This window comes from Candidatus Magnetominusculus xianensis, from assembly GCA_001541255.1.
GTDB lineage: Bacteria > Nitrospirota > Thermodesulfovibrionia > Thermodesulfovibrionales > Magnetobacteriaceae > Magnetominusculus > Magnetominusculus xianensis.
In genome coordinates this window covers 1-23904 of the sequence record LNQR01000122.1, presented here as the reverse complement: position 1 = coordinate 23904, position 23904 = coordinate 1, and the positions used below count along the sequence as shown (strand labels likewise).

Below are 23904 nucleotides of genomic sequence, written 5' to 3'. Positions count from 1 at the left end.
AAAAAGGCGTAGATTCATCATCAAAAAAACTGTCAATAGACGGTAGGGGGAGTTGTGTGTCTTAGCTCCGTAGGATTTTCACGGTAAAGCAGGAATCCAGTTTTTGTTTTCTATATCAATAAGTGCAAATTTCTATATCGGAGCTTGGGTGGCTATTTTAGCTTGACGTATACAGAAATAAATGTTATCATGCGGTGAGGGATATAGGCACATATCTGTCAGACATTATATTAAGGAGGGACCACATGTTGAGAGTCAGTGTCGTGATTTTATTAGCAATATTTTTGTTTTCCGGTGTTACGATGGCTGAAACCAAATTGCAAAAAAACCATCCCCGCAGGGCACAGGTAAACAAACGCCTCCATAATGAGAATAAACGCATAAACGAGAAGGTCAAACGTGGAAAAATGTCACTCACCAAAGCGAAAAAGCTTAAGAAAGATCTCCGCAAAATCCGTAAGGAAGGACGGGCGATGGCCAGGCAACACGGTGGACATATAACGGCAGCCGAACATAAGGCACTTAATCGGCAAGAGAACGCCATCAGCGAAGAAATCGATAAATAGGCAGAAGCAGACTCCCGTAACACCTTTGCATAGGTAATCTCAGGGCATCCGGCAGAGACACTTTATTCACTGGCCCGAAGCGCCTTGATGTTAAGCTGAACACTGCGGTTTCCGTTCCACTCGTTTATTATTGGAGTAAATGCGGCGTCTATAGATTCGGAATTGTCAATGTCGTTGATAAGCCCTCCCATGTCATAGCCGATTGCATCAATGACAAAACCGTTGTGACCAAGTTTCATCTTCAGGTGATTCCTCCCGACTATGCGTGGCTTTATCGCCAACAGGCCGCGTGAGCCGAATATTGGATCTGGATTCCCATAACCATACGGGGCAAGCCTTGCTAAGTCGGACATTAGTTTCATATTCATGTCTTTTATATAGCATCCTACATCTATTGTAAGGGGCGGCTCTAAATCGACATTGCTAAACTCCCCATGCGCAAAGCTGTTGATAGCCTGCTCAAATGCTGGTATGTCGGCGGCCTTTAATTTCACCCCGGCTGCCTGTTTATGACCACCAAACTGAATTATGTGCTGTGAGCATGAAGCGATTGCCTTACATATATCCACGTCCTGAATACTCCTCGCTGAGCCTCTGGCAACACCGTCCTTTATGGAAAATACAATGCTGGGCAGATTAAACCTGTCCACCAGTTTTGAGGCCACAATGCCAATTACACCTTCGTGCCAGTCTTCGTCTGCAACTACTATGACGCGGCCCTGAGGTTTAGCACTCTCTATTTTTATCAACGCCTTTTTAAAGACCTCTTCCTCTATTTTTTGCCTTTCCTGATTTAATTTTGTCAGATATTCTGCCAGTGCTTGCGCCTCAGCGGGGTCATCCGTCAACAGGAGACGCACCACACTAGAGGCATCATCCATTCTGCCAGCGGCATTGATTTTCGGTATCAGCATGTAGGAAAGCATATCCGGCTCAAATGTGCGCCCATTAATGCCGGAACACTTGATAAGTGCTTTAAGGCCCGGCCTTCTCGTCTCACGCAGTACCCTAAGGCCATCCCTTACTATTAACCTATTTTCACCTGTCAGCGGCGCTACATCGGCTATGGTTCCCAGGGCTGCAATATCTAACAAGCCTTTGTCCATATTGCCGCTAAGGGCGCTGCTTAACATCAGGGCAATCCCTGCTCCCGTAAGATTCGGAAACGACGAGCTGCCCCCTTCAATCTTTGGGTTTATTATACTAATGGCACGAGGAAGTTGAGTTCCACCGTCCTCGACATATGGCTCATGATGGTCAGTAATGATAACACCAAGCCCGCAGCGTCGTGCCGTCTCAACTGCCTCAAAAGAGCTTATTCCACAATCTACAGTCACAATCAGCCCACATCCCAGCTCTTTTGCCCTCTCCACTGCATGAGTGTGAAAGCCATAGCCGTGCTTAAACCTGCTTGGGATAAAGCACTCAACAGAGCCGCCCATTCGCTGAAGAGTCTCTGCTAAAATAGCAGCCGCTGTTGTGCCGTCTGCATCGTAGTCGCCGCTGATAAATATCTTTTTTGAACTTGCTATAGCCCCAGTTATCTCAGCAACCGCCCTCTCCATGCCGGTTAAACTGAACGGGTTACCAATGGAATCTATCGTTGAGTGCAGGAAGTCCCTTGCCGCATCAGGCGTCTTAATATCTCTGTTGACCAGCACCTGCGCGGCCAACGGAGAAATATCTAGCTCCCTGGCAAAGTAGTCTAAGAAATCCTTATTTGTCTTTTTAAGCAGCCATCGTTTTTGTATCGAAGGCATAGTGTCAATGCTTTTTTGTAAACGTTTTTTCCCCTGACCACAGCAGCACCACCGGACTAGCTACAAATATCGACGAATATGTTGCAACCAAAACGCCGAGAATCATCGCAAGCGCAAAATCGTGCAGCACCTCGCCGCCAAATATAAACAACGCTATAGAGGCCAGAAGCACCGTCAATGACGTAATCAAGGTTCTTGACAACACCTCATTAATGCTCCTGTTTATGAGGCTGTCAATGGATTCCTTTAGAAGTACCTTCATGTTTTCCCTGATTCTGTCAAATACTACAACCGTGTCCGTAAGTGAATAGCCTGCGATGGTTAATAGTGCTGTCAGAAGAATTAGATTTATCTCAAGCCCTGTTATATAGAAAAACCCTAATACAGCAAGCACATCGTGAAACGTGGCAACCGTCGCCCCTAAGCTGAAACTAAACTGAAAACGCCAACCGACATATATCAGTATTCCAATAGCGGAGGCAATCACCGCCCACAGTGCATCAACCCTGAGTCTTTTACCTACCTTCGGGCCAATCTCAGAGATTGAATCCACGATTATCTTGTTATCAGGAAAACCCTTAGTAAGTGCCTCAATGACCTTATCCGAAAGCCCCTTCTCAATAGATGCCGTGGAGGAGGTTGAGGAAGACGTGTGTTCTCCAGCCTTTTTTAATACAATCATTACCTTTTTTACAGATGGAAAATCCTGAAGGTCTGCCCCTTTTATGCCATTAGTCTCAAGGGCTGTTCTGACCTGATGCAGCGTAACCGCTTTGTCGAACTTGACTTGAACGGCCGTGCCGCCAGCAAAATCTATTCCCAGATTCGCCGTCCCACGCGCTATCGCCACAATTGCCAGTATACCGATTAGTGATAACACACCTGAGACTGCAAAGGCTATGTATCGCTTCTTCATAAAATCTATATTGGTTCGCTTAATAATTTCAATCATATGCTGAGATCCTTAACCTCCTTGGATGAATTTATGTAGTCAAAGACTGCCTTCGTACCTATTAGGGAGGTAAAAAGGTTGATTGCTATACCAATACTTAATGTGACAGCGAAGCCCTTTATTGGGCCGGTGCCGAATTGAAACAACACAGCCGCCGTTATCAGTGTGGTTACGTGGGAGTCAACAATCGTCAGAAACGCCTTATCATATCCTGAGTCAACCGCCGCGCGCGGGGTCTTCCCAAGTTTTATTTCGTCTCTCATTCGCTCAAACATCAGGACGTTCGTATCGACGGCCATACCTATCGCAAGGACTATACCAGCAATACCCGGCATTGTCAGGGTTGCGTTCATCGCCGCCATTGCACCTAATAGGAACACTATATTCAGTACGAGGGCAAAATCTGCAATGACCCCTGCTAAACGGTAGTAGACGGCCATGAACAAGGCTACCATGATAAATGCTACAATTGCGGTACGCTTTCCAGCCTCAATTGAGTCCTCACCAAGCGACGGCCCTACTGTGATATTTTGCTGTAAAATTACCGGTGCTGGCAGTGAACCTGCCCTCAGCACTATGGCAAGGTCCTTTGCCTCTTCCATTGAGTATGAACCGGAGATTTGAGCGCTTCCTCCGGAGATTCTTTCCTGTATCACAGGGGCTGAGTAAACATTGCCGTCAAGTATAATGGCCATACGCTTTTTTACATACTTGCCCGTCAGCTCCTCAAAGAGCTTAGCCCCCTCAGGATTAAATGTCACTGAGATATACGGGGAATTGAATCGTGAATCAATGGCTACTCTGGCCTCTGAGAGGAATTCTCCTGTGAAAATAGCATCTTTTTTAAGCAGATATGGGCGTTTTGTAACCTCGCCGGTCTCCATGTTCATATATCTTTCAAAAAGGACTTCTGAATCTTCTGGGATTTTTTCCTTTATTTTAGAGATTAACTCCTCCTCGTCTGCTGGCTTGACAGAGGCAGGCAGCTCGGCGGCCAACTTGGACTCATCATCAACTATTTTGAACTCAAGCTGCGCTGTCTTACCAATTAAGTCGATAGCCCGTTTCGGGTCCTTTACACCGGGAAGCTGAACCACTATTTCGCCATCCCCCTGGCGTTGAATAACCGGCTCTGCAACGCCAAATTGGTCTATGCGGTTTCTTATAGTCTCAAGGGCCTGGTCTACTGCGTTTTCTTTAATGGACCTAATCTCTTTTTCAGAAAGGGTATAGATTAAACGACCGTCAGACTCACTGACAACGAGTGTAGGATACGCATCCTCAACAACCTTTCTTATTTCAACAGAGGCGGGAACAATGGTTATTTCAGTGCCGTTTGCCGTGGCCTCTGCCTTGGTCTCCTTCTTTGACAGGAGTTTATTAATGCTTCCGGCAATCCTCTTTGCATTTAACTGGACGGCCTTTCCGCCTTCCACTTCAAAAACAAGATAGATTCCGCCCTGAAGGTCAAGACCAAGAATGATACCCTTGTCCGGCATATAATCCCTGTATGCCTTGTTCATTGACTTATATATCGGAGTATTGGGAAGCAGGGCGATAATTGACGCCACAATCGCCAGGGCGATTAGAGTAAACCGCCACTTTATGTTCTTTTTCACGAATTAACCTCCTTAACCGTATGTGAAATTATATCAGTGCCCAACCCGGCAATAATCAGTCTTCTTCCTGATTAACCCTTACAGCGGCTATGAAAGATTTGCCAAATTTAACCTTCACATTTTCAGCTATCTTCAGCACGACTGTCGTGTCACCTACGGTCTCAACAAGGCCATAAATACCGCCGGTAGTGATCACCTTATCACCTTTTTTGACGTTGCCAAGCATTTCTTTATGTTCCTTTGCCTTCTTTTGCTGTGGCCGTATAAGGAGCAGATAGAAAATTCCAAAGATTACTATCAACGGGAAAAAACTCATAAACATATCAGGGGCACCTGCGGCCTGACCTGAGGGCGGTGGCGCTCCCATTGCCCATGCCAAGTTATCAAACATTAATTAATACCTCCAATTTTTTTTACAGTCGGTATAATAACCTTTATTCAACTATTATATCAAGGTATTTTTCACAGGCATGGTTTCTTAATATTATGAGCCGGTTGCTAATGTTTTTTTGGCAAGTATGGCCGTTCCGCCAAATATTAAAGCTAGCATGACAATATCATTAATATAATATATCGTATCCAGCCGCTTGTCTAAGGACATCCACACGGGTGCAATCAGCATTATCAATACCTCAATCCCCCGCAGTGACAACACAACGGACTCTCTCCTTGTCACAATCACCTGCCCCCGCGACCACACCATAAATAAAACTACCGTCATCACCCATACGTGAAGTCCCTCAGGCATCAGCCCTGTTACGTTAAATCCCCAATATACTGCAAATCCAAAAAATGGAACCGCCACCACCGCCGTAAACACTACCGGATGCATACGCGCGCCGTTATATATCTTTTTTATATATAACGCCAGTGCCGTCAGCCCAAAACCAAACGGCACCGTATTCCAGTACTGAAAACAAAATGGTACAACCCTCGGCACCCGCCCAAACAGGGAATTGACCTCTTTTGCATCCCCCGTGAATATATACAGATACAGTGGAATAACCGTATTGGCTAATGACTGCAAGCGTGAGATAATCCATGCCGATACCCCAGCGCCAAGTTTTTCGTTGGACATCAATATGTATTGAAGAAAAAATGACTGCCGGTTTGAATCCCCGCTGACAATTTTCCAAAATATAATAAATAATCCACATGTCGCAGCGATGATGCTACCATCAGTCAATATTTTTTTGTATTTCAAAAAGATCAAGTCTCTGAGCGAACCATCCGCCTCCACCGCCATCCAAACAAATAAGACTACGGGAAGCGAAAGCAGCGCCATCGGATGATACAAGTACCCCAAACCAAGAAAAAGACCGGCAAGCCGTGGCTGTTTTACAATTACCATGGACAAGGCCGTCATAACACCGCCCGCTGCCGCTAGTTTAGGCCATGAATAATATACCTCGTGAATAAAAAACGGCGTCAGCGGCATTAGTAATACACTAAAAAGACCGGCCGTTTCACCGCTCAATGCAGAGGCGGCACTAAACATCGCTAACAGACACGCGGCAGACAACACAATCATTGCGATTCGATACACTGCAAACCCCTCGTTATCAAAAGGCACCCATGCCTGTGAAGGCATACCAATGGGAGGTCTTGCCCCGGCCAAAAACACCAGAGGGGCAGCCGTAAGCCCACCCAACGGCGTGCGTGAGGAAAACGACCAGGGATAAAAGTACCGGCTGCCCGCCTCGCTGTATGGGTTTAGTCCGTTTCCAACGAGCTGCACCACATGATATTGAATCCTGCTGTCAGGACGCCCCCCGGCATCCAGCGTCCTTGATATTGTGCCTCCATAAAATTCCCCAAACGGCCCGGCAGAATAACTTCCCTTTGCAGCCGCTATTAATATAACGATAAATACTATACCCAGCACCTTCCACTCTGCCTTTGAGACTAACTCCGCCTCACGCCTTATACCAAGGACGCAGAAAATTAAGCTGACCAGGGCAAAGGCTGCTGCTATCAGTTGGGGATTAATATGTGGCGCTGTCTTCCAGCATATCAGGGCGCATATGGCTAAAATAATCACCCCCGGCACAGGAATCACTGCGGCTGCCCTCAGCAGGGAATCCTTTCTCAGAAATGTCCTAAGGGCAAGCCCCGGCCCCAGTATTAGTGTAACGGCGGCAAATACTGATAGTATTATTCTAACTACAGCCATTAATTCACCTGTTTTTCCAGTAATAATAAATGGCTCAGACACTGCAAACCATGTATTGGCAGTCCCGGAAGCACCCTGCCTTGCAGCTATGCGGACTAGGCCATGTTCGCGGTCCAGGCGTATTGTTCTTAGCACCATAACCTTTTGAGGATTTACTCTGTCAGGTAAATCGAGCCTTTCGCTGCGTCCATCTTTTGAGAGAACCTCAATTTGCAGGCTATTACCTTCTAAAAAGGGAAAACCACCTGTCATAATATTAAAATCGCCGCTCGATTCATACCAACGTGAAAATGACTCTTCGGCCTGTCCTTCGATAAACGAAAAGACCTTCAATTTGTCAGATGCACCAATGCGCGGCTCTGCCATATACATTGGAGGCGGAAAGGCTGCCCTGCCTGCTGCGTCTGAGAGGTTGGATTCAGAAAGTGTTGAAAAACTAAAGCCGCTATCAAATCGAGCAGCAGGGACTGCCATACTAATTACTATATGTATCAAGGTTAATGCTATAAATATATAAAAATATAGTTTAATTATTTTATTGTCTCTCACCTACTCGTCCTCACTGACATATTATGTCTTTTATTATACACTAAGAACCGGCTCATTTTATCTCACTATTACCGGCTTATCTATCACTATGATACTCCCCAAAAACTGGACAAAGGAATAAGGAGTTCCCCCGAAAAATTCGGGGAGTCCCAGTTAAGCATGTGAAAGACAGGGGAAAATTGGAATCAATAACTGTCAGGCCAAGAAATCAGACAAGAAATGGGGGAAGTTCATGCGTGTAGTTGAACAAAAAGAGCCCACTCTGTTATAACATGGTAATGTAACGACCAGAGCATAAAAGCATAATGCCGCTTAACGTGTATTTGGAAATTCCCGACTTCCAGTATTACGCTATTGCTGATGGTTTAACAAACATATTTACTCGCCATCCTATCAGGATTATTATCACCGCCTCCAACAGGTCTAACCAACTGCCCCTCTTCCCAGACTAACCCCCAGCGAATTTATCGCTGGAACTCCTGCCTCTTTACTTTTGTCAGCGTATTTTGGTAATAATTAATGCCGCTATGAATGAACAGGCTGTAATAACCGGAATTGGTGTGGTGTGTGCTGTTGGGCGCACGCCTGATGATGTATGGGATGCTCTGCTGAGCGGCAAGTGCGGCGCCCGCAGGATTGACATTGGTGAATTTCCATGCAGGTCAGCGGCCACAACCGCCTGTCCAACCCCGCAGGAACTTAATATCCACCAGCGTGATGTGCGCATTATGAATACCCATTCATATCTCTTAATGGAGAGCGCCGTAAAGGCCTATAAAGCCGCCCACATTGAGAACTCCCCTGAGATCACGCCTGATGAGATAGGGTTTTTTGCCGGACTTCCAATGGTTGACTACGAGATAGCCGACCTGATTGGTGCGGTGGCAAAGTCATCTGCGGCAGATGGAGGATTCGACCCCAATGTCTTTTATAAAAGTGGCTACCGGGAGATATATCCCCTTTGGCCGCTGTCAATGCTAAATAACATTGCCCTGTGTCAGAGTTCAGTAAAACTAAAGATTCGTGGGGAGAACGCGGTCTTCTCTGCCCATGGTGACTCAGGCGTCTCAGCAATAGCCGAGGGTGTTCGTGCGGCCTTAAGCGGCAGGGCAAAGATAGCGCTTGCCGGAGGGGTAAGCGAGAAAATCACCCCGTCAAGCCTCGCACGAGCTTCTATCGCCGGTGTTTTAAATACCTGTAAGGACGAGTCGTGCCGCCCGTTTTCCTCACAAAGATGCGGGACGATTCCGGGAGATGGCGCCGGGTTTTTAGCAATCGAGACGCTGTCATCGGCAACCAGCCGCGGGGTCTCTCCACTTGCGGCAATCACCGGTTGGGGCAGGGCATTTGGTATCGAAGGAGAATTATTCAGCGGTCCAACCTCCGCCGCCATTAAAAACGCGATGACCGCTGCCCTTTCAATGGCCAGCCTGAACCCCGCAGATATTGATCTCCTGATAGCCCACGGTGACGGCACAGCCGCCGGTGACAAAAACGAAATCGAGGCAGTCAACTGCTTGTTTCAATCCTGTCCGGTAAGCGTAATTTCGACAAAAGGCGCACTTGGTAGTCTCTACGCCGCAGCCGCACCGCTTGACACTGCTGTTGCCGCATATGTGATAAAGACTGGCCTAATCCCGCCGTCCCTCTATTCCACCCCCATTGACGAGGCCGTCCGGTTTGACATCGTAACACAGGCTCCTTTACAAAAACATGTCGTCAGGGTTATGATTAACAGCCATAGTTATGAGGGCCAGGCCGCGTCGTTAATTGTTGAGCGGGTGAAATGAACCATTTAATCAAATGGATTAAAAATTGGGCGGTTTAACTAATGAGATTTTTATTCTACGACAGTATAACAAGGCTTGAAAAGGGCAAGGCAGTCTCTGGCGTTAAGGCGTTTTCCCTGTCCGAGGAATTTCTTCGCGGGCATTTTGACAGGGAGGCACTTGTGCCCGGGGTTATATTTATCGAGGCAATGGCGCAGCTTCTGGGCTGGCTTGTTATCTATACCCATGACTTTAAACTCTCCCCTATCTTGACACTGGTTGAGGGGGCACATATTCCACCGCGCCTGAGACCGGGCTTTAAGGCAGATATCTACGGTGAGATCACCACTACCACAAAACGAGACACTCTGGGGTCGGCTGCTGTGTTTATCGATGGACAGAAGATTGCATCAGCAAGCAGGATTATCTACAGCCACTTCGACAAAATAGACCCCGATGAACTCTACCGGCGGTTTTGCTACTACAGCGGCATAAAAAACAGTGAGACCATCAGCCAATAAACGAGTAGTAGTCACAGGACTAGGCATGGTAACAGCCTTGGGGCTTGAGGTCAGTGACAACTGGGGCAAGGCCCTTGCCGGGGTCTCCGGCGTGAGTAGAATATCACTCCCCGGCACTGCGACCTCTCCCGTGCAGGCCGTTGCCGCAGTTAATGAAACAGACTGGGGGCGCATAGCCGGTGAATTCCCTGAAGAGCCAGCCAGCCCGGTTGAACAGGAGCGGCGGACGATGTTCACTCTCTGGGCGGTCAAAAAAGCAATTATTGATGCAAGGCTCTTTAACAGCGGCGGCTGCCGTGAGCGCTTTGGGACGGTACTTGCCGCAGGATTAGGCATTAACCGGCTTGAGGACATAGCCCGCTGGAGCCACGCAGGGGAGTTTGACTTATCAGCATTTTCAAGGGAATATCATCAGGTTTGCAGCGATTCTATCATTAGAAATAACTCACACCGCGCCGCTGCCGTAGCAGCAAAGAGGTTTTCCCTGTTTGGCCCGAATGCCACAATCACCACTGCCTGTGCCTCTGCAACACAGGCGATAGGCACTGCCTTCAGGATGATTCGTGATGGAGAGGCAGATGTAATTGCAGCAGGCGGGGCAGATTCGATGATAAACCCCATCGGGCTTGTATTTTTTGTGCTTTTGCAGGCGGCATGTCCAGGCTCTGAGAATGTAATGCAGTTGTGCAGACCGTTTGACAGAAAGCGCTCAGGTCTCATAATGGGCGAAGGCGCTGGCATTGTCATTCTTGAAGAATATGAACACGCGGTAAAACGGGGCGCAAGGATATATGCAGAGGCGGCAGGCTATGCCTCCACTATGGATGCATATCAGGTCACTGCCCCCATCCCCGACGGCTCAGGGGCAGAGGGCGCCATGCGTACTGCCCTCAAAGACGCCGCACTGGGGACAGACGCCATAGACTACATCAACGCACACGGTACAAGCACTAAACTTAACGACGAGGCTGAGACCGCAGCCATTACCAAGGTCTTTAAAGAACGAGCCGTTGCCATCAGCTCAAGCAAGTCCATGATAGGGCACCTGCTAGCGGCCTCAGGCGGCCCGGAGTTCATATTTACCGTCCTGAGCGTAGCAAACGACGAGATACACCCCACAATAAACCTGACAAATCCCGACCCCAAATGCCCGCTTGACTACGTACCGCTTGTCAAGCGCTCAAAGACTGTGCGTGCGGCCATTTCAAACTCCTTCGGATTCGGCGGGCAAAACGCGTCAATAATAGTGAAAAAATTGGGCGCTTAGATTAATCCAAACGCTGTACAACTATTTTTTGTCACTGCAAATATTATCTATAGAACTATAGAATATTGCCGATATGTAATTGTAGAATAATGGCTGTAATATAAACATACTTTAACAGGAGGAAGTAATGCTTCAAAACATGAAAACAGGTACGAGGTTAGGGCTGGCGTTTGGTATCGTTGTCGTTCTGCTTTTGGTGGTAGCGGTTGTGGGTGTAAGCAGCCTGGGGAATCTTAACCATGAGCTGGACGATGTAGTCAAGGATAAGTATCCAAAGATAGCAATTCTTACTGAAATTGACAGCGAGATCAACCAGATTGCGCGCTCTATGCGTAATATGCTGATAATGGAAAAAAAGGAACAGATACAGAAAGAGCTGGACCGGGTTCAGGAATCCAGGAAAAAGATTGGCGCCTATTTAGAAAAACTTACGCCGATGATTAAAACTGACTCCGGCAAGGCAGCATTAAAGGCTATAACTGATGCAAGGGCAGCATATGTTACCGGTCAGGATGAGTTCCTGAAACTTGCAGCAGAAGGCAAACAGGATGAGGCAAAGGAACTTCTGTTAACAAAGCTAAGGGCACAGCAGCTCAGCTATTTCGAAGCTATAGATAAGATGATAAAACTTCAGGAAGAACTTCTGGATAAAACTGCCAAAGACGCCGACGAAGCATATAAAAACTCCCGCACGTTAATCATAACTATATCAGTCGCAGCCATAGTTCTGTCTATAGTAATAGCCATGTGGATAACTATGAGTTTATTAAAACAGCTTGGCGGTGAGCCGCATTATATCGCTGGAATAGCCCAGAGTGTAGCTGATGGGGATTTGACTATGAGATTTGACAGCGGCAAGAAGTCTGAGACTGGAATACTGTTGGCAATGAGGTCTATGGTCGAGAAATTAAAAGAGGTCGTAGCCAGCGTACGTACAGCCTCCGACAACGTAGCGGCAGGCAGCAATGAGCTATCATCGGGCGCCCAGCAGCTCTCAGAAGGCGCAACACAGCAGGCAGCTTCAGTAGAGGAGACATCGTCTTCGATGGAGCAGATGACATCAAATATCAAGCAAACCACTGACAACTCCAGGCAAACTGAGGCAATTGCAACATCTGCTGCAAAAGACGCCCTCGACGGCGGTAAGGCAGTCACAGAGGCAGTTGTCGCTATGAAGGAGATAGCCAGTAAGATTTCGATAATAGAGGAAATCGCAAGACAGACGAATCTCTTAGCATTAAACGCGGCAATCGAGGCGGCAAGGGCCGGTGAACACGGCAAGGGATTTGCAGTTGTGGCATCTGAAGTAAGAAAACTGGCAGAACGCAGTCAAAAGGCCGCAGGTGAGATAAGCGAACTCTCAGCCTCAAGCGTAAACATAGCAGAGCAGGCCGGCACAATGCTCAATAAATTAGTCCCGGATATAAGAAAGACAGCAGATTTAGTGCAGGAGATAACCGCAGCCAGTAACGAGCAAAACACCGGCGCAGAGCAGATAAACAAGGCTATTCAGCAATTAGACCAGGTCATTCAGCAAAACGCATCAGCCGCCGAAGAGATGGCCTCAACCAGCGAGGAACTTTCGTCGCAGTCCGAGCAGCTGCAAGCCACGATCGCATTCTTTAGGACTGGTGCAGAAGGCTCTTTTCAGGTAAAACCCAAGCGTAAACCTATGGCATTAGCACACAAGGCCGCCGCCCCAAGACCAAAGGCACACACCCCAGCGCCCGCACCCACATCATCCAAAGGCGCAATGATAGATTTAGATGACAACAAAGGCCACACCGATGACAGCGACTTTGAGAGATATTAATGATTTGATAAAGTTCAATGGCCTGACATAGAATTTGCATGATTAGATAAGGGGCGTCCATGTAAGACGCCCCTTTTTATATGAAAAAACATTATGCCCACAAGCATAGTGAGAATTGTCACTATTATGTTGTAATTGATTTGAATAAAGGGTATAATACTTACTGTTTCGTGGAGGAGGGCAATATGTTTACAAATATGCATAAGGAGTCGGGTGAAAGTTATGAGTAAAATCAATTTTGGAACAAAGGTATTGTTTGTAGTGGCAGTAAGCTTTGTTGTCAGCTATGTGATTAATTTTTATTTCATAAAAGGTATTATAGAAAAAGACGCACTAAATGCCTTAGTTATGAAGGCAAAGGCGATAACCATTCAAGCAGAAAGCGCCAGAAATTATGTCGCTGCCTTAAGGTCAGATAAATCATTTGACGAACCACGGTTAATGGCTGACTTGAAGGCAAAACTTGTTGGCGCGACTACCCATGAAGACATAATAGAAAAGGTCAGGAAAGCGGATTACTACAATACAATTCCTGTGGTTGCGGGCTGGAAAATTGCCGCTGCAAAGTCTGCCGATGCCGGTTATGACTTCAAGGCAGTTAGAGTTCAGGCCAGAAACAAAAATAATGAGGCAACGCCTGTAGAGAAAACCATGCTTGAAAAGATGGACTCAGAAAAACAACAAGATATATGGATGATAGACAAAGAGGCCAACGCGCTCAGATACATGAGGGCTGTGGTCTTAGGCCCTGAATGTATGCTGTGTCACGGTGTAGAGAGTGATTATCCTGCTGGTAAGGGATATGACCCGATAGGACTTAAAATGGAGGGCTGGAAGGCTGGTGAGCAGCGGGGAGGGTTTGAGATAATTGCCGATTTAAAACCCATGCAGACAGTGGTGTCATCTTCTCTGAAACAGACGATACTCTTTGGGACGATAATAACTGCTGTTGCTATGACAATAATATATTTACTGATAAAACGCCTTGCAATTAATCCCGTGAAAGACATAAGGGAGTTGATAGGCAGGGTGTCAGAGGGAGACCTTACTGTTAAGGCAGAGGTAAAAACACAGGATGATATAGGGATGCTTGCCAACAGCATGAACATAATGGTTGAAAAATTAACAGAAATAGTATCCAGAGTACGCTCATCAGCTGACAACGTAGCGGCAGGAAGTAATGAGCTATCATCCGGCGCTCAACAGTTATCAGAAGGCGCCACAGAGCAGGCGGCATCGATTGAGGAAACATCATCTGCTATGGAAGAGATGACATCGAACATCAGGCACACTACTGACAACTCAAAACAGACAGAGGCAATTGCAACATCTGCTGCAAAAGATGCCCTTGAAGGCGGCAAGGCAGTCACAGAGGCCGTTAGTGCTATGAAAGAGATAGCAAACAAGATTTCAATCATAGAAGAAATATCGAGGCAGACGAATCTGCTGGCACTAAATGCGGCAATCGAGGCTGCACGTGCTGGTGAACATGGAAAGGGTTTTGCTGTTGTAGCCTCAGAGGTAAGAAAACTTGCTGAGAGGAGTCAAAAGGCCGCAGGAGAGATAGGCGAGCTGTCAGCCTCAAGCGTAAACATAGCAGAGCAGGCCGGTGCGATGCTCAATAAATTAGTCCCTGATATCAGAAAAACCGCAGACCTGGTACAGGAGATAACCGCGGCGAGCAACGAACAAAACACCGGCGCAGAGCAGATAAACAAGGCTGTTCAGCAATTAGATAAGGTCATTCAGCAAAACGCCTCAGCCGCTGAAGAGGTAGCATCCACCAGCGAGGAACTATCAACTCAGTCTGAACATCTGCAAAGTGCGATTGCATTCTTTAAGACAGGCGCAGAAGGCTCATCTCAGGTAAAACCCAGGCGTAAACCTATGGCATTAGCACACAAGGCCGCTGCCCCAAGACCGAAGGCACACACCCCAGCACCCGCATCAACCAAAGGCACGATGATAGATTTAGATGACAGCAAAGGCCACACCGATGACAGAGATTTTGAGAGATATTAATTAGTGAAATCGGGCAGGAGACAAGTGATTGGCCTCCTGCCCGATTCCCCCCGGATTAGTGTTGGAGCAGGCCGCTTTGCGGCAGACCAAAACATGCCTCCTTACCATTAGACACGTTGCCTCGGCCTTTTTCGCATCACATGACTACCGAACATGGGCGCAAAGATGCTGTCTTTTTTCATCCTTGAAAGACTGGATTCCAGCTTTCGCTGGAGTGACAGACATAAAAATACAATAGTGTGTTTGCCCTGGTATATCGCCCTCCTGCTTGACCTTGCAGGTGTATTTAATACCATCTAGCACGGGGGGCATTTACCCTTTTTCAGTTTCTTTATATCGGTTTTAGGGAGTCCAGCATAGAAAAAGCTTGTAACACATTACTATAAAACAGACATAACACCTTTACATTATTGGAAACATTCCTCTGGCGTTGGTTGCTTTTGGCAGTAAGATTTTAGTGAAACATGGATTATACGTCTACGGGTTTAACCAGCCAGATGTCATCTGCATACTCTTTTATTGTCCGGTCACTTGAGAAAAACCCCATGTTTGCTACATTTAAGATGGACATCTTTGTCCACAGGGCCTGGTCCTTATAAAGTTCTGCAACACGCTCCTGGCACTTTGCATATGACTCAAAGTCTGCCATTAACAGATATTGATCACCATGGTTGAGCAATGACTCTATAATAGGTTTGAAGAGATTCGCATCGTTTTTCGAGAAGAAACCATTGTCTATCATATCGACGGCCTGCTTTAGCTCGGCATTTCGTTCATAATATTCACGAGGATTATAGCCGCGCTGTTTTAGTTCATTTACCTTGTCTGCTGTCAGTCCGAAGATAAAAATATTGTCTGCCCCGATGTTTTCTTTCAGCTCTATGTTAGCGCCGTCGAGTGTCCCTATGGTTAGAGCGCCGTTGAGGGCAAACTTCATATTGCCTGTTCCAGAGGCCTCAGTGCCTGCAGTTGAAATCTGCTCTGACAACTCGGCTGCCGGAAGTATCATCTCTGATAAAGAGACAGAGTAGTTTTCCATAAAAAACAACTTCAGTAGGTCACTGACCTCGGGGTCGCTATTAACCACTTCGGCGATAGAGTTTATCAGTTTTATTATAAGTTTTGCCATGAAATAACCGGGGGCAGCCTTGCCTCCGAATATTACCGTTCTGGGTACAATATTTTTTAATGCAGATTTATTACCGCTTTTAGCGGCGGCCTTTATCCTGTTATAGAGGACAACGGCATGAATGGCATTGAGCAGCTGCCGCTTGTATTCGTGCATCCGCTTGAAATGGCAGTCAAATATAGAGTCTACGTTCAACGCCACTCCCTTTTTCTCTTTTAGACAATGTGCCAGCAGTCGTTTGTTGTCTTGCTTTATGGCGCGCCATTTCTTCTGAAAATCAATATTATCGGCAAACGGTATCAGTTTTTTCAGTTCATTAAGATCAACCACCCAGGCATCGCCTATGTGTTGGGTTATCAGTTCAGACAACGCGGGATTGCAGAGCCTGAGCCACCTGCGCTGAGTGATGCCGTTTGTCTTGTTGTTGAATTTTTTTGGCCAGTAGTCGTAGAAATCTTTGAACAATTCATTTTTTATTATCTCTGAGTGTAGGGCACTAACACCGTTAACAGAGCGGCTGCCTACGATTGAAAGATTCGCCATGCGTACCTTTTTCTCATCTCCTTCTTCGATGATTGACATGCGGCTTAACTTACCGCCATCGCCTGGAAATCTCTCCTCAACCCCTTTAAGGAACCTGTAGTTAATCTCATATATAATCTCTAAATGCCGCGGCAGTACGCGTTCAAAAAGAGGTACAGACCACCGTTCAAGGGCCTCAGGAAGAATAGTATGGTTGGTGTAGCCAAAGGTCTCAGTGGTTATCTCCCATGCGACATCCCAATCCAATCCCTCTATATCAATAAATATCCTCATCAGCTCTGCAATTGCAATGGACGGGTGTGTGTCGTTGAGCTGAATGACCGTCTTATTGGGAAAATCCCGATATTCTATTGGCTGCTGCCTGTTTTTCTTAAAACGCCGCATAATGTCCTGAAGCGTGGCTGATACGAAAAAATACTCCTGCTTCAGACGCAGCTCTTTACCCTCAAACACATTGTCGTTCGGGTAGAGTACCTTGGAAATAGTCTCTGTAAGCACCTTGTCCGACACTGCCCTTTCATAATCACCGTGCTGGAAATAGCCGAGGTCAAAATCGCGGGTGGACTTAGCCCCCCAAAGACGCATCGTATTGACCGTGTTATTATGATAGCCGGGAATGGCTGTGTCATAACCCAGCGCTACAACATCCTGCGTATCTATCCAACTGCAAATAAATCTCCCATGTTTGTCAGTATATTTATTAACTTTTCCATAGAATTTAACGATAAAAAGATATTCCGGCCTCTCTATTTCCCACGGGTTGCCGTAGCGCAGCCAGTTATCTGGTGTTTCTACCTGATGACCGTTACGTATCTTTTGGAAAAATATACCGTATTCATAGCGGATTCCATACCCATATGACGGGATTCCAAGCGTAGCAAGAGAATCCAGAAAGCACGCGGCAAGCCTTCCCAACCCGCCGTTACCAAGCCCCGGGTCCCACTCAAGCTCTCTGAGCTGCTCAAGCTCAAGACCAACTGCCAGCAATTCCTTCCGAGCCTCTTCGTATATGTCTAGATTGACAAGGACATTGCCCAGTGACCTGCCGATTAAAAACTCCAGGGAAAGATAATACACCCTTTTTACATCCTTGTTGTAGTACGCCTGCTGGGTTTTTATCCATTTCTCGACGAGCCTGTCCCGCACTGCAAGGGATAGCGCCTTATATCTGTCCCTATCGGTTGCCGTGTATTCGTCCTTTGCCAGCGTATACTTCAGGTGGCGCAGAAACGAGGACTTAAGCGTGGTATCCTCACTGACGGCTGCTGTTGATGCCTTTACCGAGTTATCTTTCTTGATTTCTTCCATATAGCAGTCATTATAAACACTAAAATATAATTTGTCAAGCAAAAGATTGACCAGTTATGAAATATTATTTGACTTCTCTATGCTTCTTTTATTAACATTTACAGGGGGTTCAATTAGAACCAGCTCAAATGGAAGGCAGGAGGGACACCATTGGACAATGATTACTATGTTGATGTTGTAACAAAAAATATATTGTCTGCATTGGCAGAACACATCTCTGACGCTATATCTGACCAGTTAATCGGCGTTGTGAAAAAAACGACCGCTCAGTTAGAGACAAAACTCTTTACAATGTTTGACAGTGTCAGCAAGGACATTGTCAACTCCATCAGCGACAACTTGCTTGTCTTCAAAGACCACTTACTGGCTAACGATTCCGCAATCAATTCAATCGAGGCAGGTCTGGTTGAGATAAAGCAAAAACTCAGCTCAGTCAACACCGACCAAATCGACGCCCTTGCCAAATCCGTAGAGGGCGGTCTTACCTCCATTGTCTCAGAAATAAAGGCCTCGCTTGGTGAAAACAACAAAGAGCAGATCAACTCGCTAAAGGCGGCGATGGATGCAATGGCAGCAAATATAAAACAAATTGACGCCTCAGTCATATCGCTGGCAAACAAAGACCATTCAGAGATTCTCAGGATGATGCTTGAAGGGGAGCTTAGAAACACAGAGGCTATGGCTGTTCGTGCTCTCGACACTAAAAAGGAAATCGAAGAAAGATTAAACAGGCTAAATGGTTTTAGCTAAGACACATTATAGGTGAGATAAAGTGGAATCTGAAGAGCAAAAAATAAAAAAATTCCTTGAGCATATCTCCGGCATAATCGCCAGGCTCAAGTTGCTTGGACACGATCAGTTTGCCAATAGAATCAAAAACCTCGAGGCAAATATCAAGGACTTCGGCGTGCATACGATAAAAAGCGGCCTTGTTGGGATTACAAGCTCAGGGAAGTCCTCTGTGATGAATATCCTGCTTGGCACGGGGACAAAAATCTTAAAAGAGCAGAGCAAGGCAACTACCAATATGATAGTGTTTTGCTCAAAATCAAAGGAACAGCAGCTTGAAATAATATATGAAGATGGCAGGTCTGAAAAGAAAACCGGTAAAGACGTACTTGGCCCGTCCATCTGGAAATATACCTCAGAGGACGAAAATCCCGGCAATAAATTTGGGGTTAAGTATCTCAAAATCGGACTGCCTTCGTTTATTATTGATGAGGACATAGAGCTTGCCGACACACCGGGCCTTGACGCCTACGGGCACAAGGAACACGAGGACCTCACCTTGCGTGAGTTTTTGCCGCAGGCGGATTTAATAATCTATCTGTCCTCGATTCGCAGCCCGATGAAGGAGGCAGACAGGAAGATACTTAATAAGATAATGGACGCAGACCAGAGGATTGTCTTCGTACAGACCTGTAAGAACGCGGTCGTTGACAGCAATTTCGCGGAAACCGCCAGTGAATCAAGTGAATCGGTTGAAAAACGCCTCGAAAAGTATAGGGAGGAGTTTGAGAAACTCATAAGCCCATATGCAAGGCTGAAAGACGCCCCTATTGTTCAGGTTGAGACCATCTCAGCCGCCCGTTATTTTAAAAACGGTGACAAGGAGGCATGGGCAGAGTCAGGGTTTGAAGAGCTGGTACACGTTATCAGAAGTGTCACTAAACAACTGCAGTACGAATATACCGTAAAAAACCTCAAGAAAATCGTAGACAGCGTCAATGCCCTGATAACCCTCCTGATAAGCGCAGTAAAAGAAGAGGCAGACAAGAAAACCAGCATAGAGCGGCTTATGAAGACCCTCGAAAAACTAAAAAAATACAACGAAAGAATATTGAACACCAAAAACCAGATAGTCTCCATATGGAAAAAGAAGATAGACCCGGCTGCCATGTTCGGCGAATTTCAACACGAACTGGCGAGGACATATTCATTCCGCTATGAATTTAACCCTAAAAACGATACCGAATTCATCGTCAAAGCCGATGCAATCAGCGAAAAAATGCACTCTATCAAAAACAGTATGCTTGATAATCTGGACAACGCTAAGGGGAAGTTCAAGGAATACTTTGACGATGTCGGCCTCGATGTTCGGCGGACAGATATTCAAAGCGGCTCGGTGAAGAGTTTTTATCTGCCAAATGTGCAAAAAAAGAGTGCCTCAGGGAAGTCCATGCTTGGCTCCGGCAAGGACCTCACCGTGGAATATATAGATAAAACCAAATTTATCGAAGACCTTAGGGCATCTATCGAGGGATTTTTAGTCCCCCTGGCTGGACACCTGGACTGGTGGGACAAGACTGTAGAGTTTTCTTTTGTCGAGCCGCTCTCAAAAAAGGTTGCCGCTGTTGATGACGATATAAAAAACATGGAAAAAGGCGGCGACTACAATGAGGAGCAGTTCAGGAGACTGACCGCCTTCAGCAGGGAACTCCATCAGGGCGTCAAGGAGGTCTCTGTCTTGTGCAATATGGAATTCATAGAGCAGAAGTTTCCCGTATCCTGGGGGAAAAAGGCGGTCTATAAAAAGGAAAGAGCCGGGTTTATCAATTTGTTTTTGCAGCTTTCAAGCCGCTACTATGAGGCGTTGTTCCATAACTATTATCTTAGGAAATTGTCCGGGTTTTCCACGAAGAAGCAGAAGTCTGTCATTCTGATAGACCAGAACTTTGAGTCGCAGATTAATTTTATAAATAAGCTGCTGCGGCTTGATTCTGAGGCCATTGGCCGTATGCGTGCCCTTAAGCCGCCATATGTTATTAACCCCCCGGGGGCAGACACATTCACAGAAGGCCTCACAGTAGAAGGGGAATTTTCGGACACCCTGACCTTCTATGTGCTTGGAAACGATGACGCCTCATTTGACGCGGCGGCATCACACCAGTTGTTCGACAAGGCAGACGTAGTGCACCTTATCATAGATGACCTGCACAGGGTCGGCTCTGCCCTTGTTGACGTTGTCGAGAGAAACAGGTTTTATGACAATATCGTAAAAAGACAGGACAAGCTCCTTCTGTCATATCCGGGAGGCGCATATTTTCAAAGGGGCAGACTGCACATCCTTGTTGACGAGGCTACCAGCGAAGTGAATAAAGTATTTAACGCCCCCACTGTGCAGTGGTTCATATACGAAGGCTATGAGGTAAGATATAGTTATTTCTATGATATAGTTTCACGGGCGGCTGATGGAAACATGCAGCCGGAGGATTGTATGAGGCAGTGGAAAGACATGGGGCTTCCGCTTGATGACCCCTTTACTGAGGACATACTGCTTGAGCAATTTGCCGAAATTACAAAATAAACAGTCCATACTCACAAATATAAGGAGATGCAGCGATGGCAGAAATAGAGGGAAGCGATGATTTCCAGCAGATGCTTACGCGTTTAAAACAACGGGTTAATAATATAGCAGCGGTTAAGGCCACAGTTGCAACCCAGGACACCGGTGGTGATGTTAAAGAACTCCTGGTCAATTTTGCCGAGACATTAAAAAAAGGGTTCACAGCGCTGCTTGATGGCAAATCTGGAGAACTCGAAATACTCAGTTCTATAGCTGCCGGTGCTCTCGATTTTAAAAAGGCAGGGGAATCAACTGCCACCGAGCTGAAAAAGGAGATAAACTCCACGCTGAACACCATGCTGTCTGACTTTAAGGGACGCCTCGAGGGGGCATTGAAAGATGACATAAGAAGTGCATCCATGTCCGTAAAAGATGAGATAGCCTCTGTTAAATCTACAATTCCATATCTTGATATCAATGCCATTGGCAGCAAACTCAACAATATAGGCGGTGCAGTTGAGAGCCTCTCAATCACACTGAAAAACACATTTGAACATATGAAAACAACGACTGCTATCGACGATGACACTAAGAGAGTGTTAATTCAGGAGATAAAACAAACTGCGGGCGACTCAATAAGCGCAAAAATAGACGCTGCCCTCGCACCACTCAGGGGTGAAATCTCGTCGTTAAAGGCCGTTATCACAACACTGAAGGTTGAGCCTACCGCTTCCGGCGCTGATTTTTCGAGAAGTTACATAGATAGCATACGAAGTGAATTCAGCAGTGAGATAAGAGAAATAAAGGCGCTTGTGGAAAAGGAAAACAATGCTGTCAAGTCACAGACACTTGAGTTTCTTGGGTTTGTAACAGATAAAATAGTCGGCCTGCACGGGAAAATCGACAAGATAGTCCGACCAGCTCTGGCACCGCCCGGTACACTCTCCCCTAACGTATCTGAAAGGATAACTGAAGGAATAAGCAGCGGCCTGCAGAGGGAGATAGCCCCTGTCATGGATGGCCTTGTGCATATAATCAGGTTTTTAATTGCCTTGTCAAAGAGGTAATGCGGAGGCATCTTTCGACAGGCTTAGGGTGATTCCTACTGTTCATGCTAATATGCCGACGTAAGCTCCATCGTTTTGTCTAATGTTGGCTTTGCCCGCCCTCAATAAAAATGCGGGTTTACAGGCGGTCATCGGAGAAAGAATAGACAAAATGATACATTTTGTCTAAGGTTATACATATTAGGAGCTTAAACAAGGGTATTGGTTGTTTGGACGTGGGAGTATAGAATTTTCATTACGTTTAGAATATTATATTTACAATAGTTATCCCTGCAACCCAAAAAGAAGTGCATTTTATTAAAGTAGACTGCCTTATGTCTTCAGCAACTCTACTATAGTGTTAATACTATGGACTGTCCGGCTTCGCCTCTGTTGATTTCAACTGCCGGAAAACCTCGCCCGCGTGCTTCATCTGCTGCCTTAGCCAAGCGAGTTCGGATGACGTCAAAGGATGATTGACGTAAGAGATTGCCCCCTTCGGCCTCGGTAAGGGTTGCGATTCCATGTCCGAAGCTGCCACGCCAAAACTCGTCAAGTTCTTGTCCATATTTTCTCTCCAGTGCTTCAAGTGTCTCCGGCCTCAATGCCAATTTCCGGCTGTCCCGGCTTTCCGTTAAGGTAGATATGGCTATAACATGCCCGCCGTTGTCCTCAATAAACCCACGAAGGTTGGCAATAGTTCCACCCAATCCTACATGGTCATCTATTATAACATAATCAGCTTCCTTATGCACCTTCCCCGTAAATATCGCCGGTGTTACCATCCGGTGCGCCGCTCTGGCACGGGTATGTCCAACCCTGTTTGACTGCACTATAGAGGAGTCTTCAACATCCAGATTGAGCCTGAACGCAATTTTTTGCGCCATTACGCTTGGGATAGCGTTAAAACCTTCCTGCTCAATAGCTCCTACGGCAATTAAAAGGGGCTTGCGCTCCCCAATCTGCGCCCGTAACAGCGCTACTGCCAAATCTGAAATGGTATCCCTAACAAGCTCATAGGCTGCTACAGAATCGCCAGCTTTAGCGGCCTTATAGCATGGGTGCGCATCACGCTCTTCTACGGTCGTATGGATTCAATATCAGGAAAATCCACTGGCCAGGGAGTCCTGTGTATTTCTTTCTGTCGACCTGTATTCATTGTTTTCGCCGCTTCATGGTATAAAGGTTGATTGTGAAGCGTGGTTTTTGTACATAATTATTATTCTAACATACAGGAAAAAAAGAAAAATAGACAAAAAGGATTCTTTTGTCTAATGTTCTTCATATCTGGGCAGGCTTAGGGCAATATTTTCTTGATAAAGGTGTCGGCTTCCTTCATAGCTTCTTTGACCAGCGGGACGCCTCTAAACAATCCTCTGTAATAACCGCCGATATGCAAGGTTTCATATAGATTTTCAAACTCTCTCAATAGCTTGCCTGTCTTGGTGACAGACATATATTTTTGTAGGGCTGCCCTGTACCCATCAACAGACTATAATGGACCCCAAAAACTGGACAACATGTTAAGTTACAGTAAGAGCAGAAAGATGGAGGTCCAAGGATACGATGAAAACGAAATAT

General features: G+C 46.3%; 15 protein-coding genes and 3 pseudogenes. 10 read left to right on the top strand and 8 right to left on the bottom strand.

The features are described from left to right. Nucleotides 1-245 precede the first annotated feature (245 nt). The gene (locus ASN18_RS15265) at nucleotides 246-566 is read left to right on the top strand and encodes a hypothetical protein (protein WP_085053644.1); all 321 of its coding nucleotides are present in this window, start codon (nucleotides 246-248) and stop codon (nucleotides 564-566) included. A 62-nt stretch (nucleotides 567-628) separates the two neighbouring features. On the opposite strand, the gene recJ is transcribed toward ASN18_RS15265, so the two are convergent. The 5 genes from recJ to ASN18_RS15240 all read right to left on the bottom strand — a co-directional run bounded on the left by recJ (nucleotide 629) and on the right by ASN18_RS15240 (nucleotide 7619). Then, complete coding sequence (recJ, locus tag ASN18_RS15260) at nucleotides 629-2326, bottom strand: single-stranded-DNA-specific exonuclease RecJ (protein ID WP_085053643.1); 1698 nt, start codon at nucleotides 2324-2326, stop codon at nucleotides 629-631. Between the two features lie 4 nt (nucleotides 2327-2330). Continuing rightward, nucleotides 2331-3278: a protein translocase subunit SecF gene (gene secF, locus ASN18_RS15255; protein ID WP_157073038.1), complete on the bottom strand. Its 948-nt coding sequence runs from the start codon at nucleotides 3276-3278 to the stop codon at nucleotides 2331-2333. Beyond that, nucleotides 3275-4897, bottom strand: coding sequence for a protein translocase subunit SecD (secD, locus tag ASN18_RS15250; protein ID WP_085053642.1), 1623 nt, complete (start codon nucleotides 4895-4897; stop codon nucleotides 3275-3277). The genes secF and secD overlap by 4 nt, the downstream gene beginning before the upstream one ends. Nucleotides 4898-4952: 55 nt before the next feature. Then, the gene (gene yajC / locus ASN18_RS15245; RefSeq protein ID WP_085053641.1) at nucleotides 4953-5288 is read right to left on the bottom strand and encodes a preprotein translocase subunit YajC; all 336 of its coding nucleotides are present in this window, start codon (nucleotides 5286-5288) and stop codon (nucleotides 4953-4955) included. Between the two features lie 93 nt (nucleotides 5289-5381). After that, complete coding sequence (locus tag ASN18_RS15240) at nucleotides 5382-7619, bottom strand: hypothetical protein (protein WP_085053640.1); 2238 nt, start codon at nucleotides 7617-7619, stop codon at nucleotides 5382-5384. A gap of 527 nt (nucleotides 7620-8146) precedes the next feature. Here ASN18_RS15240 and ASN18_RS15235 point away from each other — a divergent pair. The 6 genes and pseudogenes from ASN18_RS15235 to ASN18_RS15215 all read left to right on the top strand — a co-directional run bounded on the left by ASN18_RS15235 (nucleotide 8147) and on the right by ASN18_RS15215 (nucleotide 15011). Further along, the gene (locus ASN18_RS15235) at nucleotides 8147-9409 is read left to right on the top strand and encodes a beta-ketoacyl-[acyl-carrier-protein] synthase family protein (protein WP_157073037.1); all 1263 of its coding nucleotides are present in this window, start codon (nucleotides 8147-8149) and stop codon (nucleotides 9407-9409) included. Between the two features lie 41 nt (nucleotides 9410-9450). Then, nucleotides 9451-9909, top strand: coding sequence for a hotdog family protein (locus ASN18_RS15230; protein ID WP_085053638.1), 459 nt, complete (start codon nucleotides 9451-9453; stop codon nucleotides 9907-9909). Continuing rightward, entirely contained in the window at nucleotides 9890-11176 is a 1287-nt protein-coding gene (locus ASN18_RS15225; RefSeq protein ID WP_157073036.1) for a beta-ketoacyl-[acyl-carrier-protein] synthase family protein, read from the top strand. Before ASN18_RS15230 ends, ASN18_RS15225 begins: the two co-directional genes overlap by 20 nt. Before the next feature lie 127 nt (nucleotides 11177-11303). Next, nucleotides 11304-11843 (top strand): annotated as a pseudogene (locus tag ASN18_RS18105) (MCP four helix bundle domain-containing protein); the annotation flags it as partial. 246 nt (nucleotides 11844-12089) lie between these two features. Further along, nucleotides 12090-12989: pseudogene (locus ASN18_RS18100) on the top strand (methyl-accepting chemotaxis protein); the annotation flags it as partial. Between the two features lie 222 nt (nucleotides 12990-13211). After that, nucleotides 13212-15011 carry a methyl-accepting chemotaxis protein gene (locus ASN18_RS15215; protein ID WP_236861810.1) on the top strand — a complete coding sequence of 600 codons (1800 nt, stop codon included), beginning with the start codon at nucleotides 13212-13214 and terminating at the stop codon, nucleotides 15009-15011. Between the two features lie 469 nt (nucleotides 15012-15480). Here the strand turns inward: ASN18_RS15215 and ASN18_RS15210 are convergent, their stop codons facing one another. Beyond that, nucleotides 15481-17991, bottom strand: a complete 2511-nt coding sequence (locus tag ASN18_RS15210; protein ID WP_085053645.1) for a glycogen/starch/alpha-glucan phosphorylase — start codon at nucleotides 17989-17991, stop codon at nucleotides 15481-15483. A 150-nt stretch (nucleotides 17992-18141) separates the two neighbouring features. Here ASN18_RS15210 and ASN18_RS15205 point away from each other — a divergent pair, with 150 nt between their 5' ends. The 3 genes from ASN18_RS15205 to ASN18_RS15195 are packed head-to-tail and all read left to right on the top strand — an operon-like array spanning nucleotide 18142 to nucleotide 22344. Then, nucleotides 18142-18741: a hypothetical protein gene (locus ASN18_RS15205; RefSeq protein WP_085053634.1), complete on the top strand. Its 600-nt coding sequence runs from the start codon at nucleotides 18142-18144 to the stop codon at nucleotides 18739-18741. Between the two features lie 22 nt (nucleotides 18742-18763). Then, nucleotides 18764-21298 (top strand): dynamin family protein, encoded by a 2535-nt coding sequence (locus tag ASN18_RS15200; protein WP_085053633.1) that lies wholly within the window; start codon nucleotides 18764-18766, stop codon nucleotides 21296-21298. Between the two features lie 35 nt (nucleotides 21299-21333). Beyond that, the gene (locus ASN18_RS15195) at nucleotides 21334-22344 is read left to right on the top strand and encodes a hypothetical protein (protein ID WP_085053632.1); all 1011 of its coding nucleotides are present in this window, start codon (nucleotides 21334-21336) and stop codon (nucleotides 22342-22344) included. A gap of 332 nt (nucleotides 22345-22676) precedes the next feature. Here ASN18_RS15195 and ASN18_RS15190 read toward each other — a convergent pair whose 3' ends face one another. Together ASN18_RS15190 and ASN18_RS18030 are read right to left on the bottom strand one after the other, a co-directional pair. After that, nucleotides 22677-23312 carry a hypothetical protein gene (locus tag ASN18_RS15190; protein ID WP_085053631.1) on the bottom strand — a complete coding sequence of 212 codons (636 nt, stop codon included), beginning with the start codon at nucleotides 23310-23312 and terminating at the stop codon, nucleotides 22677-22679. A gap of 308 nt (nucleotides 23313-23620) precedes the next feature. Continuing rightward, nucleotides 23621-23803, bottom strand: a pseudogene (locus ASN18_RS18030) (DUF5618 family protein); the annotation flags it as partial. Nucleotides 23804-23904 lie beyond the last annotated feature (101 nt).